Consider the following 17,137-nt stretch of genomic DNA (forward strand, 5'->3'; position numbering starts at 1 on the left):
CGCAAGGGCCAAGAAAAGGTCGTGTTAGGCGGCGTAGCCGAGAGCTACGTCGCGCTGCCGCGCGAGCTCCTTAACCTCTGCCTGCTTCTTCGCGATCCGCGCCTCGAAGCGTTCAGCAGTCCGACGCATATTCGCAGCCGTCACGGACTCCCACACAGGCGTGCACTCGACAACGATCGCCTTGCCACCCCAGTAGTTGATGATGTCGACGCGACGCTGGGCCGTGCTGCGTGACTTGTAAGGCACGTTCGTTTTCGGCCAGAAGAACGGCTTATGACCATCCGGCCACACCTCACCCTCGCGAGGCTCCGTGCCCCACCTCTCGAGCGCGTACTCACGCCAGCCCGCAGGCTCAGAGACAGGCTCGAAACAGTCGCAACCATCGTGGTCGTAGCACTCCTCATACTCGACACCCGTGTCGGCCCACACAGCCATGTACAGTTTCTGCCCGATCATGCTGCGATCTCCTTCTTCGGAGCGAGCACGCTCCCATAGTTCTTCAAATGAGCGACTGCGGCGTCCCAAAGGCGTCCGTACCCGCGCGGAGTCAGCCTTGCCGACACCTTCACGAAGGATCCGTGATTGTTTGTGTCGACAGTGGTGTCCTTGGGTTTCACCCAGCCGGCCTCAATAGCTCGGGCTGTTGGCTGGTTGTTGCGCACCGTGTTCCCTCGAATGATCAGGCCCACGTAGCCGGCGAGGTCGAACACGTCGCCCTGCAGCACCTTCACTCCGGGGTAGTTCGATGCGGCATGCACCTTGAGGTCGTTCGCGAGGTCTGTGATTGTGCGCAGCCCGTCGGCCTGCCTGAACGTGTCAGCCTGCGCGGCCTTCGGCTCAAGCTCTGTCACCTTCGCTTCGAGGGCCTTCACCCGATTCGTCGTGATCGCGAGCGCCTGAGCCACGATCTCGTCCTCACTCATACGAGGCGCAATCTCGGCTGCGCGGGTCTGGATCGCAAAGTACTGCTGCGCAGCCGCCACTTCCGGTTTCGCGCCGTCAGCGTTCTGGAAGAGGATGTAGCAGGCATACCGTGTGAGCTCGATATCCTCGACCTCACGGCGGGCACTCTTGCCTGTCTCGATCATCTTGGTGACCCCAACGAAATGATCCGCGGCGTTCAATCCGCTCGCATTCACCGATGCCACAGCACGGTTGATCGCCTTCGTCCAGTTGCGCCAGTCCGCGTACCCGGCGAACGGCATCAGATCGCGTGCCGACCACACCTCACCGTCTGTGAGAGTGATGACCTTGAGCTGGTCTAGCTGGGCTTCAAAGCCGCCCTCGATCGCGTTCACTTTGCGCTCTCCCAGTAGAAGCCAGCGGTTTGGCCGTAGCCCGCGTTCAGTTCGTCTGCAACCGACCGCGCCGCGGCTGGGCTTGTGCAAGAAACAGCTTTGTTTGCATCTCGGTCATAGACCAGCGCGCCCAGCACAACAAACCTGGGCGTGGAAGATGCAGGAGACACACCCTCCACACCAGGGGCAGCATCACTGCTGCCGCCCTCCTGTACGGTCATGGCAGGAGCATCGGAAGTGCCAGCTTCCGACTCCGCTACGACAGGAGAAGAAACATGAGTGCAGAGACGAGCATCACCCAGAGCCTCGAAAAGGTCCGAGAAGAGGTCACCCGCGCAAGCGAATCGATCGCGGGAGCAGCGTCGATCATCGAAGACCTCTCGGACGATAGCGCCGAGAAGGCCGCCCTCGAGAGCCTGACCGAGGCCGTCGCCGCTCTTCGAGACGCTTTCAGGGAGCTCGCCGGAGAGTGACTCGGGCCGGCGGGTGCCACCTGCGTGACTCCTGTGGCGCCCGCCCCAGCCCTGCCCCCGTGCGACCTCAGCGGCAGCGGCATCAACCTCGGCTTCAGCTTCCTTGGCTGCAAGGTAGGCTTCTGCGGCTTCACGCTCGAGCGCCATCGCGGCCTCAGCGCGGGCAACCCCGGCAGCTTCGAGAGCTTCCTCTGCTGCCGCTCTTGCCTCTTCCGCGAGCGCCCTAGCAGCATGATCTTCAGCTGGCTTGGCGACATACCTCGAGCGCACGCCACCCGGCCCGATCACGCGCACGTGCTCCGAAATCAGGCCTGCGGATTCGAGCACCCGAACGGTCTCGTTCTCCGCGATCTCCCGCATTTCTTCGAGCAATGCGTTACGCTTTTTCTTGAACATGATTCTCTCCCTAGGGGTTTGTGTTCTGGCCCGGTGTGACAGCACCGGGCTTTCTGCTTCCGCGACGCTCATGCGGAGAGCCGCGGAAGCTCGATGGGCTCGGCGACCTGCGACATGTGTTCGCATTCTTCGCCTTTCGACCACGCATCCGCACAGGGCTCTTCAATTAGCCAGCGGCCTCCTGGGACCCGCTGCCGCCCATGCAGGAGCCCCTCATTTAGGGATATGCGCACGGTAACTGGATGCTTCCGGTACTGGTCGGCGACCTCTTTGGAGGTCAAAAGGTTTGGCTTCTTCAGCATGGATACCCCTTGTCTGAAACTCGATTCCGCTACAGCAACTTGCTTGCGTTACCGAAACCATACACAGCATGCTTCCGCAAACGCAAGCTGATTCCACTTTCGGAACAGTGGAGGCGGGGCAACTCGCGAAAACCAAACCGAATACGGGAAATCATTTGCGTTTGCGGAATTTCGTGAGTACTCTTATCCACATGGCAAAGAAACTCGACTGGAATCGCTACCTGGACAACCTCGCCGGGAACCCGAAGGACAACCAGATTGCAGCGGCCACCAAGCTTGCACCTTCAACGATTAGCCGCTGGCGAGCTGGCCAGGCACCAAATCCTTCGCACGCCGTGGCAGTCGCCCGCGCCTTCGGAGGGCACCCTCTTGGCGCACTAGTTGCCGGCGGCTACCTAACCAACGACGATCTCGACGCCATCTTTGACGGAAAGGCGATCGCGCAACTCATGTCCGTGGATGACTTCGACACCGCGTTCCTTGCGGCCGAGGTAGCGCGCAGGCTGAATCAGGCGAAGTAGCATGGCGTGGACAGTCAAGCGCGACTCTGGCAAGTGGCAAGGCAAGTATCGCGACCGCGAGGGCAAGGAACGTTCCGCGGGAACGTTCTCGACCCGAAAGGCGGCGCGTGATGCCGCCACACTGGCGGAAACTGGCCCCGACCGGAGCACCATCACTTGGGGTGCGTGGACGACGCAGTGGTGGCCGACGCGCTCTGTTGAGCCTTCCACGATCGATACCGAGAAGCGACTGCTGCGGAAGCACATCGAGCCAAAATGGGCAAAAGTTCGCCTTGCGGATATCACCCGGCACGAGGTTCAGGCTTGGGCAACTGGGCTGGCTGAAGACCCACATAATCTCGCGCCAGGATCAGCTCGGCGAGTACTGGGGATCTTTGTATCGTCGCTCAGCGGCGCAATAGACGCTGGCCTCTTGGATTCGAATCCAGCGGTGAGGATCAAGATGCCCCCCGCGCCGCAGGGGCGTGAAGTGTTCCTGACGCACGAGCAGTTCGATCTGTTGCTGGACAAGATCCCGCACCAATCCGACGCAGCTCTTGTGCTCTTCCTCGCAAGCACCGGGCTTAGGTGGGGTGAGGCGGCAGGCTTGCACTGGCACAATCTCGACACCGAGCGAGGGATCGTCACGGTATCTGACACCCTCAGCCTTGGAGAGATCAAGCCTTACCCCAAGGGCAGGCGCCAACGCCACGTGCCTGTGTTTGACTGGGTCACCAAGAGTATCGAGCGGCCAGCAGAGATTGCGCCTTGCAAGGTGCCACACCGCGAGGGGAAATGCAGATCGGGCCTCGTCTTCCCCAACGCGGACGGGAAGGCGCGCGATGACCGCAACTTCTCGCGCCGTGTGCTCGCCCCAGCTTTGAAGGAAGCGAAGCTTGCCAAGCTCGGGGTGACCCTCCACGACTTGCGGCACACGTACGCATCGTGGCTAGTGCAGGGAGGGGTGTCTCTCGAAAGGATTGCGGACCTCTTGGGCCACGCGTCACTGACCACCACCCAGATTTACGCACACTTGGCCCCGGCCAAGCACGATGAACTGGAGAACGCCCTGCGGCCGAAGCGGGTCGCAAACGGGTCGCAAACCTCGAAAACACCGCAATATTCGGGACTACGCGCCGTTTGAGCCAGGGCGCACAAACACCTGGTCAGGAGCCATAAAGAAACACTGCAATACTTCCGACTCCAGTACCGTGTTGTCATTCACACGGAAGAGGTCGTCAGTTCGAGTCTGGCATCGCCCACAAGTGAAAGCCTCCGGTACGCCGGAGGCTTTTTGCGTGCGGACAATTGCGTGCCCGTGACAACCCGTAACTCGTTGTAACGCGGCAGACGCGCTCTTCCGACTGAATGTCAAGTGCCAAAGAAGTCTTCGAACATGGATTGCAGCCAAGCCTGAGTCGTGCGCCCTTCGCCCTGTCGGGGGCAAAAGAGGGCGTTTGACGCTTCTTCCACACCGCGAGGCGTTGATCCTGGCGGCAACGTCCGCCTAGGCCCCTGCAACAGTAGAAGTCTCAGCTTCCGGACGCACACCGTATCTGCGGATACGCTTGTCCGTACCTGTCGAGCACCAGGGGCCATTGCTTGAGGAAGTTGAAGCGGCCTGTCTGTGCCCCGTGATCCAACATGGAGCCACGCCCGTCCCATGCGACCTCGCAGAGGTCGTGGGACGGTTAGTGTCCGACTTGTCTGATCCAGCTGAGCTCTTCCAGAGCCAAGTCGCTGAACTCACAGCCAAGGTGCTCAGTAGACTACAGGTGGCGAGCTGCCCATGGACTCGCAGATCCATCCGATCCGTCCGCCGTTTGTGTGTGGAGGCAGCATACAAGCTGAGCGTTGCACTTCTCACCGGGCTTCGCGCAGCCGCACCAGCGACTACTCCCGTATCTCTTGAGACATCTGGAACCTACGGCATCGCGCTGTACCAGATGATCGGGCTCTTTGTTGCGGATGAGATCAACATCGAGTGCGGCCAGCGGGTCTTCACAGCGACCGCGGAGTTCTCGAGGCGGACCATCTCCGATTACTAACAGATAACTATCTTGCCGCAACGCCTAGGGCCACTCAGCGGGGCTGACAGCATTGAAGTATGGATAAGAAACTCATTGCGACTGGTCTCGTTGGTCTTCTACTCCTCTCTGGTTGCTCAAGCAGCCCTTCAGTGGAACAGCCGTCTTCATCAGAACAAGAGCAGACCGCCCCCGAAGCACAAGAAGCCGCGAAGGAAGGCACTCGCGACAACCCATTCCCGATTGGCTCGGCCGTGACAGACGGCGACTGGACTGTCACCGTCAACAGCGTCACGCTCGACGGCACCCAGGCGATCGCCGACGAGAACCCCTTTAACGAGGCCCCGGCTGAGGGGTCGCAACACATGCTTGTCAATGTAACAGCGACGTACAATGGCGATGACGCGGACGGCGCGATCCCTATGCTCACGCTCGAATATGTCACCAAGGACGGCAACACGATCAACAGTTTCGACAAGATGATCGTCCCACCCGAGCAGTTCAATTCGATCGAAACCCTCTACGCAGGGGCTTCAACGACTGGGAACTTCGCTTTCGAGATCCCTACCGCAACCGCGGGCGAAGGGACGCTCGCGTTGAAAGCAGACATGCTCGGCGACAAGGTGTTTGTCGCAGTTCAGTAACCGTGTTCGACAAAGCCCCGCTCTTATGGGCGGGGCTTTTCGGTGGGAGAGGGGCGGGACATCCTTCCGAGCCCACAGGCCATCCACAGCCCCTGGGTTGCCGGTCTCATCGCTCAGCCACTGGCTACGGGACTTGCGGCAAATATCCACAAGGATGCTGGCAGCCCGAATCAGGCGACTTTGTAGACTGGGTCGCGACGAATCACGCCGCGCTGCACGCAAAGGAGCACAATGATCACTCGAGCCGATGTTGAGGCCGCTCAGGCGCGGATCGCCGGGCTCACGCGGCGCACTCCCCTTGTCGCAGCTGAGCCAGTTGGCGGCGAGAAACTGTGGATCAAGGCCGAGTATATGCAGCACTGCGGAGTCTTCAAGACTCGTGGCGCGTTCAACCGTCAGCTTGCCGCCAGAGAGCGAGGGGAGCTCGACCCGGCAGTTGGCATCGTCGCGGCGTCAGGCGGCAACGCCGGCCTCGCGAACGCGTTCGCCGCGACACGGCTCGGGGTGCCTGCCACGGTTTTTGTGCCCGAAAATGCGCCAAGCGTGAAGGTTGAGAGGCTGCGCTCATACGGCGCCACTGTCGTGCAAGCGGGAACCGAGTACGCGGAAGCGTACGAGGCCGCGCAGGATCGCGTAGAGAATACTGGCGCGCTGTTCTGTCACGCCTACGACCAGCCAGAAATTGTGGCGGGTGCCGGCGTCATCGGTCTTGAGGTGCTCTCCGATTTGCCGGACGTTGACACAATTGTCGTCGCCGTTGGCGGTGGTGGGCTATACGCAGGCATTGAGGCGGCTGTCGCCGAGGCTGACGTTCGCATCGTTGCGGTTGAACCCGTCGCGATTCCGACCCTCCATGCAGCGCTCGCCGGCGGGCCCGTCGATGTTTCCGTGTCTGGCGTCGCGGCTGACTCCCTTGGCGCGCGCAGGATCGGCGAACACGGTTGGGCGGCTGCCACTTCGAGGCGCCCACGCAGCGTACTTGTCGAGGAGGAAGCGATTCTGGAGGCCCGACAGCATCTCTGGTCTGAGTACAGGATGCCTACTGAGCCGGGGGCTGCGGCAGCGTACGCAGCGCTCTTGGCGGGTGCATACATTCCAGCCGCTGACGAGCGCGTTGTCGTGATTGCGTGCGGCGCGAACACTGACCTCGCGACGCTGGCTCAGTAGCCTACGCAACAACGACCTCGCCGCTCCCGCAGCAGGGAACGGCGAGGCCGTGTGGTTCGCTTGGAAGGACCGAGTTACCGGTCCCCCATCAGTGCGTGTTACTTCTCGTTACCGAATGAGTCGTCGAGCTTCTGCTTGATCTCGTCAACCTTGTCGGCGTGCTGGCCTCCGGTGACCTTGTTCGCGAAGTCGGCGAGCGAGCCGAGCACCTTGTCACTCACTTCCTCTGCCTTGTCGCTCTGGAGCGCTTCCTTCACCTTGTCGGCGTTCTCACCAATGAACTCCTTGGCTTTGCCAGCGCCCTCGGTGACGAAGTCCTTTGCTTTTGCCGCTGCGTCGGCTGCCTGCTTGCCCAAATCTTCATTCGCCATGAGTGAATAGTCCTTCCCAAATGAGGCGTCGAGCACCCCGACGCGTTGATTGCATTATGCACTGCGACATTGCCCTTCAACAAGGATCAATATGTGACCGCCGAGTGAAGAGTTTGTGCGACCGCCGATCGTATGCGGATGCGGATCCGTGGTCGCGCCCGGAACGAGGCGCTCTGATAGCGTTAAGGCGCTCGATCGCGCCGCCTGTGGCGCCGGAGCCACGACCGCCCCCTGGGGCGAAAGGGGCAGGACAGTGCATCAGACGGCCGACCAGCGAGAGCTCGAAACCCGCATCATTAGGCTCCTCGCTGAGGAAGACTTGAAACAGCTCGGCCACGAGCTTGAAGGTGTGTCTTCAGACGACGCTGTGCTGATCCTCGAACGCCTTGGCGCAAAGCAGCGCGCCGTGGTGTTCAGGCTGCTCCACAAGGACGAGGCACTCGATGTGTTCGAAGCGCTCGACCCGAGCGTCCAAAGCGATCTCATGCGAGGTCTACGTGATGCCGAGGTCGCTGAGATTTTCGAGGGTCTTGACCCAGACGACCGTGTCTGGCTTCTCGACGAGCTTCCTGCAACACTCGCCCCCAAACTTCTCCACGGACTGTCGGAGCGTGAGCGGCGCCTGACCTCCGTCGTCCTCGGTTACCCGCAAGACTCGGTCGGGCGGCGCATGACTCCCGAGTACGTCACGACACGCATGGACTACACAGTCGACGAGACGCTCACGCGCCTCCGAGACCGGATAGCCGACGCTGAGACAATCTATTTGCTGCCAGTCCTCGATGACGCAAGGCACATCGCCGGGGTCGTCAGCTTGCGCGATCTCATCGCAGCTAGGCCCGATGAGATCATCGCTTCGATCATGAGTGAGGCGCAGAGCATCGAAGCGACCGAAGACGCCGAGCGGGCTGCTCGAAAGCTCACCGAGGCGGGCTTCGTTGCGCTCCCTGTCGTAGATCGCGAGCGACGCCTCGTCGGCCTTTTGACTTTCGATGATGCAATGCGAATCATCGAGCACGAGGAAAGTGAGGACGCTGCGCGACAGGGTGGCGTTGAACCACTTCGGCGTCCGTACTTCACCACGCCGATCATGCAACTCGTGCGGTCGCGCGTGGTCTGGCTACTAGTGCTCGCCGTTGGGGCGACACTCACCGTCCAGGTGCTCGACGTGTTCGAAGACACACTCGCCGAGGTGACAGTGCTCGCGCTGTTCGTTCCACTCCTCATCGGCACCGGCGGAAACACTGGAAACCAGGCGGCGACGACAGTGACCCGCGCACTCGCGCTTGGCGACGTGCGAGCGCGGGACCTCGCGAAGGTGCTCGGGCGCGAGGCTCGCGTTGGCCTCATGCTCGGCCTGCTTCTCGGTTCGCTTGGGTTCGTCCTTGCGGGGCTCGTCTACAGCTGGCAGATCGGTGCGGTTATCGGACTCACACTCATCGCGATTTGCACTGTCGCAGCGACAATTGGCGGGATCATGCCGCTCATAGCTCGGTGGGTGAAGGTTGACCCAGCAGTCTTCTCGAACCCGTTTATCTCGACATTCGTTGATGCGAGCGGACTCATCATCTACTTCCTCATCGCGCGGGCTATTCTCGGGCTCTAGCCGTCTCGAGGCCCTTTCGCGCTGGCAGCGTCAGCTGGAAGTGCAGCGATGGCGATGTCGCGAAACAGTGCTCGCACCGCTGCATGGCTCTGGGCAGGAGTCTCGGTTGCGTCGGTGCCTGCTTGGCTACTCCACCGGATCCACCCATTTCGCCAGATCGTGACGCCGATGTCTGCAACCAGTTCAATCGCCGCGGGATTCTCCCCCGGAAGCTGGAGCCCGATCCTGTCTCGAAGCATGTCGGCGATCACGCGGTCCTGAGAGACTGCGTACGCCCTGATCGCAGGGTCGTTCGCGATCAGGAGCGCGACGCGGCGATGCTCCGCGAGATCAGGCTCCCCCTCCCCCACGAGCACGACGTCGCCGAGGGCATCGATAGCGGCAAGAGCATCGCCAAGGCTTGTGACTGTGAGCGGGTGTGTCGCCACCGCCGCGAGGTAGCGACTATGCCCGGAAAGCACGGCCTCCTCTTTGCAGCCGAAGTGTCGGAAGAAGCTGCGCCTTGAGATTTCTGCGGCAGTGCTGATCTGTGCAACAGTGACCGCACCCATCCCGTACCGCTCCGCGAGGTCGAGAGCCGCGAGGTGTACGCGGGTGCGAAGCTCACGCGCGCGGCGCTGCCGCACACCCTCGTCCGGCTCTGGCTCGGGTTCGGCTGCGTGCATACTGGCTCCTCGAAATCCTTCATGTGTGGGCGTGTGAGCCCCGCAAAATCTATCGCGCAACACACGGACTCGCAAAATTGTGGCACTGTGTGCCACAATCTACTGTCGGCCGAACGTCGCCGGCCAGAAAGCGATTCCCGCACACGTGTCTTCTCAGAACACCGGCAGCGTCACGCTGCCGCCAGCTCCAACCCCCGCCCGCACTGTCACCGCCGTGATTGCAATGCTTGCAGCCTCGGCCTTCGTCATGATCCTCAATGAGACAGTGCTGAGCGTCGCACTGCCGCCCCTCATGACTGAATTCGGCGTCGGCGCGACGACAATCCAGTGGCTCACCACCGGGTTTCTCCTCACCATGGCCGTCGTCATTCCGACCACAGGCTACCTGCTCAGCAGGTTCACAATACGGACGCTTTTCATCGTCGCGCTCACACTGTTTCTTCTTGGCACGAGCCTCGCCGCCATCGCGCCAAGCTTTGGCGTGATGCTTGCCGCTCGCGTCGTGCAGGCCGGCGGTACCGCAATCGTGATGCCACTACTTATGACGACGACGCTCACGCTCGTGCCGCCCCAGCACCGCGGGACAGTCATGGGGCTGAACTCAATTGTCATCTCAGTCGGCCCCGCCATTGGCCCCACACTGTCGGGAGTCGTTATCGAGGCGCTTGGATGGCGCTGGGTGTTCGGGCTCATGGTGCCGATCGCACTTGTCGCGCTGATCGTCGGGGCGATTCTCGTGCCGCGGCTCGGTGGTGGCGGGCGCGCGCCACTCGACGCGCTATCAGTGCTCCTGTCGCTCCTGGGCTTTGGCGGCATCGTGGCCGCTGTGTCGTCAGCGTCCGATCTCGCTCACGGCTCCCTCGTGCCGCCAATCGCGCTCGCGGTCGGAGTCACTTCACTCGCCGTGTTCACGATCAGGCAAAAGCGTCTGCAATCTACAGGCAAGGGGCCGCTACTCGATCTTCGTCCGTTCAAGGAGCGCAACTTTAGGCTCTCGGTGACGGTGCTGACAGTTTCATTCGGAGTGATGCTCGGTACCGTTGTTGTCCTGCCGATCTATGCACAGTCGGGCCTCGGCCTCACCGTGCTCGCGACTGGTCTGATCATGCTTCCCGGCGGGATCACACAAGGCGTTCTCGCGCCTGTGGTTGGCAGACTCTACGACATGCTCGGGCCGAAGCCGCTCGTCATTCCGGGTGTGCTCATCATCTGTGGATCGCAATGGTGGCTGAGTACGATTGGGCCTGGCACAGCGACGAGCAAGCTTGTTGCGATGCATATGACGTTCTCGGCAGGCATGGCACTTGTGCAAACGCCGATGATGACCCACGCGATGAGTTCGCTCCCATTGCCGCTCTATGGGCACGGAAGCGCAATCCTCAACACGCTGCAGCAGCTCGCTGGCGCGGCGGGAACCGCCGCGCTGATCGGCGCGCTCGCGATCGGAGCCTCGCTGTCAGACCAAGACGGCCCAGCCGCCCAGGTAGCTGGCGCCAAGATCGCGTTCGCGGTCGGCGGATCACTCGTGCTTATAGCTGTGATCTGTGCGCCGTTCGTCACCCGGCACGCACGGCCGGCCGAAGCGTCGACTCTGAGCTAAGGCCGCTAGCTGAGGCCGTGAAAATCAAGCACGCCACGCACGGCGGCAGTGAAGCGATCCTTTGGGATCGTGGCGCCCTCGCGGCGCATGCCGTCGTGCGTGACACGCAGGATGCGTTCAGGTGAGACGAAGCTCTCACGCCCCTGCGAGTCCCATGCGCCGCTGCCGATGGAGATGAAGTCCCGGTGGTACTTCGAGCTGACGTAACAGCCGAAGACCGTCGTGGCATCGATCCGGCCGATGATGAGCACAGGCCTATCCTTGCCGCGGCCGTCATTCTCAACGTATGGAACCCATGTCCATACGATCTCGCCGGGATCAGGATCGCCGTCCATGCTCGGCGAGTACTCAAGCCTCGCACCGGCGAGTTCGCCGGGCGCAACATCGCGAGTCGCGCCCGGACCGAACTGGCCCGGACTTTCTGCGTACTCGCCGACTGAGCCTTGCTTCTGCTGAGGCCTGTGCTTTGGTTGCTGCTTGGCCTCTTGTCGGGGCTGCTGCTCCGGCTTTGGCTTCAGTGTCGCCTGTGGCCTCGTACCCTGTTTGTCCAGCCCGAGGATGCGTCGGAGCGCAACTCCGATCTGGTACCAAATGTTGTCGTTCGCCATGGCTAGTCGAGTTCGTGGGAGGTAAGCGCGTTGAGGCGGGACTGGCAGCGCTGGTACTTCTTGCGGTAGCCGCCATCAATCATGCCGCCGCCAAAGATCTCGGTGAGTGGCAGCCCGGTTGCACGGATAGGAATCTGTGCATCGTAAACGCGGTCGATGAACGCGACGAACCTGAGCGCCGCGGACTGATCGGTGAGCTCGTGGACTCCACGAAGCCCAATGGTCTGAACGCCCTCAATGAGGCCAATGTAGCTCGACGGGTGGACAGTCGCGAGGTGAGCGATGAGCTCGTCAAACCCGTCGTCGGTCATGCGGACGCCAGAGGCTGCGACGTCAGCGAGAGCAAACTTGTACGCCTCGTCGGTGAGGGCGACCGCTGCCCCCTCGAGGTCGCGCTGGCGGTAGTCCACGCCGTCGATCCTGATCGTCGTGAAGCGATCGGACATCGCCTGAATCTCGCGCATGAAGTCAGCAGCTGCGAAGCGCCCTTCGCCGAGGGCGTTTGGCGGCGTATTTGAGGTCGCGATGAACTTCGAACCGGTCTTCGTCAGGTCGCCGATGAGGCGGGTCATCAGCATGGTGTCGCCCGGGTCGTCAAGCTCGAACTCATCAATGCAGATCAGCTGGGCGCCCTGCAGCACACTGACCGCGCCGGCGTAGCCCAGCGCGCCGACAAGCGCGGTGTACTCGATGAACGTGCCGAAATACTTTCGGCCCTGTTGCGCGTGCCAGCTCGCCGCGAGCAAGTGGGTCTTACCGACACCGAAGCCGCCATCAAGGTATACGCCGGGCTTTGCTGCCGCCGTTGGCGCGGGTTCAGTTCTCTTCTTCCCGAAACCAAAGAAGCCGCCCTTTGCGGAGGCGCCACTTCCACGCGGAGAAACGAATGCACGCAACAGGTCGCGTGCCTCTGCCTGAGACGCATAATTCTCATCGGGCACGTACGAGTCGAAACTCGCGGTCGCAAACTGCGGAGGGGGCGTAAGTGTGGCGACAAGTTCAGTCCCCGAGATCCGTGGGTTCCGGTCAACGAGGCTTGCGAAACTGTGCGAGTGCGTAGCAGACATCCGCAATAGTCTACTGCCCTCGCCACCCCGGTTTGGGTAGCCCAGCAACGAAGCGCAGAACGGTGCCCTCCCAGCGCTCGGGGTCGACGTTCCAGAGACGAACGTGACCAGCGCCGGGAATGCTGACGAGCTCCACAAGATCCGGTCGGGCGTCTGCGATTGCACGGGCACCGTGCCACGGCACAAACCGATCGTCGGGGCTTGCGAGGATCAGCGTTGGGACGTCAAGCGACCTCGCGAGTTCTTCCGGAGCAAGCGCAGCGAAGTCGATCCCGTCTTCCTCACCTGACGAAACAGTGCCGCATGCGAGCAGCATCATGCCCGCTGTCGCGATCCAGCCAGGCAGCCCTGCCTCGCTTGCTTTGTCTCGGAGAATGCCTGCCCAGTCAGCGCCTGGAGACTCAAGCACGAGTCCGTCGATGACCGCGCGGTGCGAGCCGTTGGCAACTGAGACTAGCGACGCGGTTCCGCCCATCGACCACCCCATAAGCGTCACACGTTCGGCGCCGCGTGAGCGCGCCTCAGCAATTGCCGCGTCGACGTCGCGGCTCTCACTGAGTCCCATGCCGTATCGACCGTTAAGCCCTGCGGGCTGGCCCAGGTCGTTCCGGTAGGTCACGATGAGGCTCGTGATTCCCGCGCGTGCAAATGGCTCTATCCCTCTGAACGTCTCGGCCGGGGACGCCCCGCGCCCGTGCACGTGCACTGCCCACCGCTTCTTCCGTGGGCGCCGCGGGTGCACAATCCACGCATCCATCGGCCCAAGCTCCGTGTCGTATCTGATGGGTTCGACGCGGTATCCAGGTTCGGCCGGGTCGGTGTACCACCAGCCGACCATCCTGCCAGTGCACCCGGCGACAAGGGCTCCGTTGTCCACGGCAACCACGGGCCGAAGCACGTCGGCGCCGTTTCGAGCAAGCACGGGGCCGAGCCGCGCGTGGCCTGTCGGTGCGGCACCGATCCCCTCTCCAGGCACAGTTCCGGGCGCATCGAAAAGCAGCGAGTGCTGACCGCGGGCGCCAGCCCCCTCGCCCCTGATCCACACTCGCGGCTCGTCGCCGGTCAGCACTGTGCGAACTGTGACGGGCCGCTCAAGCCCGCGATCGACTACTACCGAGCGCCTCCCGAGATAGGCTGCCAATCCAGCCGCCGTGCCGACGACGCCTCCGGCGAGTCCAATGGTGGCGGCTCCGGCAAGGGCAATTGACTGCGACGTCCTCATGTCGACTCCATCCCTGAGTGGGCGTGTATTTGGGCGGCCCCGGCGTGGCAGCCAGGCGGGGCCCACGGAGAACTCTAGTCTTCGGGTGTGTCAACACCCTCAACGGCAGCGCCAGCCGTCTTTGTGAACGCAGCGAGCGTGCTGCGTGGCGCAACGCTGCGTCAGGATCTTGTCGTGCGCGAGATACCACCGCCTGAACGCATCGCCCCGCATTCGGTCGCATTCGCCGCAGGCGTGCGTGAAGGAGTTGGCCCAGACCCAGAATCAGTGCTCGACTCGCCCGCCGGAGCAGGCCGATTCGTGCTGATGCACGATCCGAGCTCGGCCGCGGAATGGGGCGGTGAATTTCGGATTGTCTGTTACGCACAAGCTCCCCTCGAGCTTGAGATAGGCGTCGACCCGTTCATCTCAGACGTCGCGTGGTCGTGGCTCACCGATGCGCTTGACTCCCGCTCGGCTCGGTACACTTATATTTCGGGCACCGCCACGAAAGTGCTCTCGAGTAGCTTCGGAGCGCTCGAGTCCCGTGGAGACGGCGCCCAGATCGAGTTGCGCGCCTCCTGGACCCTGCTCGGTGACGACTTCGCTTCGCACCTCGAAGCATGGTCTGAATTACTTTGCCTCCTCGCGGGGCTTCCGAACGAAGAAGGGGTCGCGTCGCTCACGCAGCACCGCGTTAGAGCGCAACGCTCGGCAAACAACATATGACATCTGCAGCATGGTCAATGGTCACCGACGATGCGGAACTTCGGCGCGCGAGCGCCCTGATCGCTGAGGGGACCGGACCGTTTGGTGTCGATACCGAGCGCGCCTCGGGCTTCAAGTACAGCAATCGGGCATACCTCGTCCAAGTATTTCGGCGCGGCGCGGGGACTTTTCTCTTCGACCCTGTCGCCATCACCGACTTTGCCCCGCTCGCCGCGGCGTTAACTGGTGACGAGTGGGTGCTGCACGCCGCAGATCAGGATCTCCCGAGCCTCGCGGAGATCGGCCTTGTGCCTGAGCGGCTGTTCGACACCGAACTCTCGTCCCGTCTCCTTGGGCTTGAGCGTGTCGGGCTCGGCGCGGTCACTCAGGAGCTATTGGGCATTGAGCTAGCGAAGGCACACTCCGCCGCCGACTGGTCGACGCGCCCGCTCCCCGAGCCGTGGCTCGAGTACGCGGCCCTCGACGTGGCGCTGCTCCCCGATCTTCGCGACGCCGTGCTCGCTCGGCTCGTGGACGCGGGGAAGGTCGAGTTCGCCGAACAAGAGTTCGAGGCAGTCCGCACGCGCCCGCCCAAGCCGAAGGCCGCGGAGCCCTGGCGCAAGCTGTCCGGCGGCAACCGCCTCCGCTCCCCGAGACAGCTCGCGATGGCGCGCGAGCTGTGGATTGCGCGCGATGACTTCGCGCGGAGCACAGACGTCGCACCCGGACGGCTGCTGCCCGACGCCTCGATCATTGCCGCAGTATCAGCGAATCCACGCTCTGCTGGCGAGCTCGCCTCGCTCAAGACCTTCCGTGGCCGGGCGAGCCGCTCCGAGCTCGATCGGTGGTGGAAGGCGATCCTCCGCGGCAAGACGACCGAGAACCTGCCAGGCCCGAAGACACGGGAGCCAGGGTCGATCCCGAGCCATCGCAGTTGGGCGCAGCGCCATCCGGAGGCCGCTGACCGCCTGACCGAGTTGCGGGCAGTGGTGACAGCGGAGGCGGAGCGGCAACACATGCCGCCGGAGAACCTCATCTCCCCCGCTCTCGTGCGCGAGCTCGCCTGGCAGCCGCCCGCTGATCCATCGCCCGAGGGCGTCGCGAACCGCCTCGCTGACCTCGGCGCGCGTCCGTGGCAGCTTGCACTTGTGGCACCAATTCTCTCAACCGTTTTTGTAGACTAGCGATAGTTTTTTGGCTTGAGCGTCGGCGACGCTCGGGCGATCCACGCACCAGGCCTGCAGCTTTCGGCGCACCTTCGTAGGATGAGAGCATCCAACACACCACATGATGGAGGCGAAGTGGCCACAATGAGAGAAGTCGTGTTCGTAGATGGGGTTCGCACCCCGTTCGGGCGCGCCGGAGACAAAGGCATGTACGCGGGCACCCGCGCCGATGATCTCGCCGTAAAGGCGCTCCAGGGACTCATGGAGCGAAACCCTGAGGTTCCGCTCGACAGAATCGATGATGTTGGCATCGCCGCGACGACCCAACAGGGTGATCAGGGACTCACCCTCGGGCGCTCGGTTGCGATCCTCGCAGGCCTCCCGCAAACGGTCCCAGGGTTCGCCCTAGACCGCATGTGTGCAGGCGCGATGACAACCGCATCGTTTATGGGCGCTGCTATCGGTGCGGGTCAATACGACCTCGCCGTCGCCGGCGGCGTCGAACATATGGGCCGCCACCCGATCGGCGAGGGGGCAGACCCGAACCCGCGCTTCGTCGCAGAGAAGATGGTCAGCCCCGACGCCCTCAACATGGGCATGACCGCCGAACGCCTGCACGACAGGTTCCCGGAGCTCACCAAGGAGCGCGCGGATCGATTCGGCATGCTCAGCCAGCAGAAAGTGCAGGCGGCATACGATCGCGGCGACATCCAGCCCGACCTCGTCCCTGTTGCGTTCCAGTCGAGTGAGGGCTGGGGCGTCGCGACTGAGGACGAGGGGCGTCGTCCGGAGACGACAATGGAGGGGCTCGCGCAACTGAAGACTCCGTTCCGCCCGCATGGCAGGGTTACTGCCGGCACCGCATCACCGCTCACTGACGGCGCAACCATGTCGCTGCTCGCCGGTGGCGACACAGCCAAGGAACTCGGCTTGAAGCCGAAGATGCGGCTCGTCTCGTTCGCATTTGCTGGCGTGGAGCCCGAGGTCATGGGCCTCGGCCCGGTGCCGTCGACCGAGAAGGCGTTGAAGAAGGCAGGGTTGTCGATCAGCGACATCGGACTCTTCGAGTTGAACGAGGCGTTTGCTGTGCAGGTGCTCTCGCTGCTCGATCACTTCGACATCGCGGACGACGACCCGCGAGTCAACATGTGGGGCGGCGCGATTGCGCTCGGCCACCCGCTCGCCGCGACCGGTGTGCGACTCATGATCCAGCTCGCGCGGCAGTTCGAGCAGCGCCCCGACGTACGCTACGGTGTCACCGCGATGTGCGTTGGCCTGGGCCAGGGCGGCACCCAGATCTGGGAGAACCCACACTTCAACGGCAAGAAGGGCAAGTAA

General features: G+C 62.8%; 18 protein-coding genes. 10 read left to right on the forward strand and 8 right to left on the reverse strand.

Going from position 1 to position 17,137, the window contains the following annotated elements; translation table 11 throughout:
- Positions 1-24: 24 nt before the first annotated feature.
- Genes ACF07D_RS07620 through ACF07D_RS07630 form a run of 3 tightly spaced genes read right to left on the reverse strand, consistent with a single transcriptional unit; the run spans position 25 to position 2,167 of the window.
- The gene (locus tag ACF07D_RS07620) at positions 25-456 is read right to left on the reverse strand and encodes a hypothetical protein (RefSeq protein WP_391504485.1); all 432 of its coding nucleotides are present in this window, start codon (positions 454-456) and stop codon (positions 25-27) included.
- Complete coding sequence (locus tag ACF07D_RS07625) at positions 453-1,298, reverse strand: phage antirepressor KilAC domain-containing protein (RefSeq protein WP_391504486.1); 846 nt, start codon at positions 1,296-1,298, stop codon at positions 453-455. The genes ACF07D_RS07620 and ACF07D_RS07625 overlap by 4 nt, the downstream gene beginning before the upstream one ends.
- On the reverse strand, positions 1,295-2,167 hold the full coding sequence (locus ACF07D_RS07630) for a hypothetical protein (RefSeq protein WP_391504487.1): 873 nt from the start codon (positions 2,165-2,167) through the stop codon (positions 1,295-1,297). Before ACF07D_RS07630 ends, ACF07D_RS07625 begins: the two co-directional genes overlap by 4 nt.
- A 493-nt stretch (positions 2,168-2,660) precedes the next feature.
- On the opposite strand from ACF07D_RS07630, the gene ACF07D_RS07635 reads away from it, so the two are divergent.
- The 5 genes from ACF07D_RS07635 to ACF07D_RS07655 all read left to right on the forward strand — a co-directional run bounded on the left by ACF07D_RS07635 (position 2,661) and on the right by ACF07D_RS07655 (position 6,807).
- On the forward strand, positions 2,661-2,990 hold the full coding sequence (locus ACF07D_RS07635; RefSeq protein WP_391504488.1) for a helix-turn-helix domain-containing protein: 330 nt from the start codon (positions 2,661-2,663) through the stop codon (positions 2,988-2,990).
- A gap of 1 nt (position 2,991) precedes the next feature.
- Complete coding sequence (locus ACF07D_RS07640; RefSeq protein ID WP_391504489.1) at positions 2,992-4,113, forward strand: tyrosine-type recombinase/integrase; 1,122 nt, start codon at positions 2,992-2,994, stop codon at positions 4,111-4,113.
- Positions 4,114-4,798: 685 nt separating this feature from the next.
- Entirely contained in the window at positions 4,799-5,017 is a 219-nt protein-coding gene (locus ACF07D_RS07645) for a hypothetical protein (protein WP_391504490.1), read from the forward strand.
- A 59-nt stretch (positions 5,018-5,076) separates the two neighbouring features.
- Positions 5,077-5,640, forward strand: a complete 564-nt coding sequence (locus tag ACF07D_RS07650) for a DUF4352 domain-containing protein (protein ID WP_391504491.1) — start codon at positions 5,077-5,079, stop codon at positions 5,638-5,640.
- Positions 5,641-5,871: 231 nt separating this feature from the next.
- A complete protein-coding gene (locus ACF07D_RS07655; protein ID WP_391504492.1) occupies positions 5,872-6,807 on the forward strand; it encodes a threonine/serine dehydratase in 936 nt (311 codons plus the stop codon).
- Between the two features lie 98 nt (positions 6,808-6,905).
- Here the strand turns inward: ACF07D_RS07655 and ACF07D_RS07660 are convergent, their stop codons facing one another.
- Positions 6,906-7,178: an Rv0909 family putative TA system antitoxin gene (locus ACF07D_RS07660; RefSeq protein WP_119284286.1), complete on the reverse strand. Its 273-nt coding sequence runs from the start codon at positions 7,176-7,178 to the stop codon at positions 6,906-6,908.
- A 253-nt stretch (positions 7,179-7,431) separates the two neighbouring features.
- On the opposite strand from ACF07D_RS07660, the gene mgtE reads away from it, so the two are divergent.
- On the forward strand, positions 7,432-8,784 hold the full coding sequence (mgtE, locus tag ACF07D_RS07665) for a magnesium transporter (protein ID WP_119283819.1): 1,353 nt from the start codon (positions 7,432-7,434) through the stop codon (positions 8,782-8,784).
- Here the strand turns inward: mgtE and ACF07D_RS07670 are convergent.
- A complete protein-coding gene (locus ACF07D_RS07670; protein WP_391504493.1) occupies positions 8,781-9,449 on the reverse strand; it encodes a TetR/AcrR family transcriptional regulator in 669 nt (222 codons plus the stop codon). The two genes, mgtE and ACF07D_RS07670, sit on opposite strands and share 4 nt — an antisense overlap.
- 145 nt (positions 9,450-9,594) lie before the next feature.
- Between ACF07D_RS07670 and ACF07D_RS07675 the strand changes: the two genes are divergently transcribed.
- A complete protein-coding gene (locus ACF07D_RS07675) occupies positions 9,595-11,049 on the forward strand; it encodes an MDR family MFS transporter (RefSeq protein ID WP_391504494.1) in 1,455 nt (484 codons plus the stop codon).
- 5 nt (positions 11,050-11,054) lie between these two features.
- Here the strand turns inward: ACF07D_RS07675 and ACF07D_RS07680 are convergent, their stop codons facing one another.
- Genes ACF07D_RS07680 through ACF07D_RS07690 form a run of 3 tightly spaced genes read right to left on the reverse strand, consistent with a single transcriptional unit; the run spans position 11,055 to position 13,946 of the window.
- Positions 11,055-11,657 (reverse strand): type II toxin-antitoxin system PemK/MazF family toxin, encoded by a 603-nt coding sequence (locus ACF07D_RS07680; RefSeq protein WP_391504495.1) that lies wholly within the window; start codon positions 11,655-11,657, stop codon positions 11,055-11,057.
- A gap of 2 nt (positions 11,658-11,659) precedes the next feature.
- Complete coding sequence (gene zapE / locus ACF07D_RS07685; protein ID WP_255809708.1) at positions 11,660-12,724, reverse strand: cell division protein ZapE; 1,065 nt, start codon at positions 12,722-12,724, stop codon at positions 11,660-11,662.
- A gap of 10 nt (positions 12,725-12,734) precedes the next feature.
- Positions 12,735-13,946, reverse strand: a complete 1,212-nt coding sequence (locus ACF07D_RS07690) for an alpha/beta hydrolase family protein (protein WP_391504496.1) — start codon at positions 13,944-13,946, stop codon at positions 12,735-12,737.
- 87 nt (positions 13,947-14,033) lie between these two features.
- Between ACF07D_RS07690 and ACF07D_RS07695 the strand changes: the two genes are divergently transcribed.
- The 3 genes from ACF07D_RS07695 to ACF07D_RS07705 all read left to right on the forward strand — a co-directional run bounded on the left by ACF07D_RS07695 (position 14,034) and on the right by ACF07D_RS07705 (position 17,137).
- Positions 14,034-14,654 (forward strand): DUF3000 domain-containing protein, encoded by a 621-nt coding sequence (locus ACF07D_RS07695; RefSeq protein WP_119283825.1) that lies wholly within the window; start codon positions 14,034-14,036, stop codon positions 14,652-14,654.
- The gene (locus ACF07D_RS07700; protein WP_391504497.1) at positions 14,651-15,817 is read left to right on the forward strand and encodes an HRDC domain-containing protein; all 1,167 of its coding nucleotides are present in this window, start codon (positions 14,651-14,653) and stop codon (positions 15,815-15,817) included. Before ACF07D_RS07695 ends, ACF07D_RS07700 begins: the two co-directional genes overlap by 4 nt.
- Before the next feature lie 126 nt (positions 15,818-15,943).
- Positions 15,944-17,137 carry a thiolase family protein gene (locus tag ACF07D_RS07705; protein ID WP_391504684.1) on the forward strand — a complete coding sequence of 398 codons (1,194 nt, stop codon included), beginning with the start codon at positions 15,944-15,946 and terminating at the stop codon, positions 17,135-17,137.

Origin of the sequence: Leucobacter sp. NPDC015123, from assembly GCF_043080205.1 — a bacterium.
GTDB classification, from domain to species: domain Bacteria; phylum Actinomycetota; class Actinomycetes; order Actinomycetales; family Microbacteriaceae; genus Leucobacter; species Leucobacter aridicollis_A.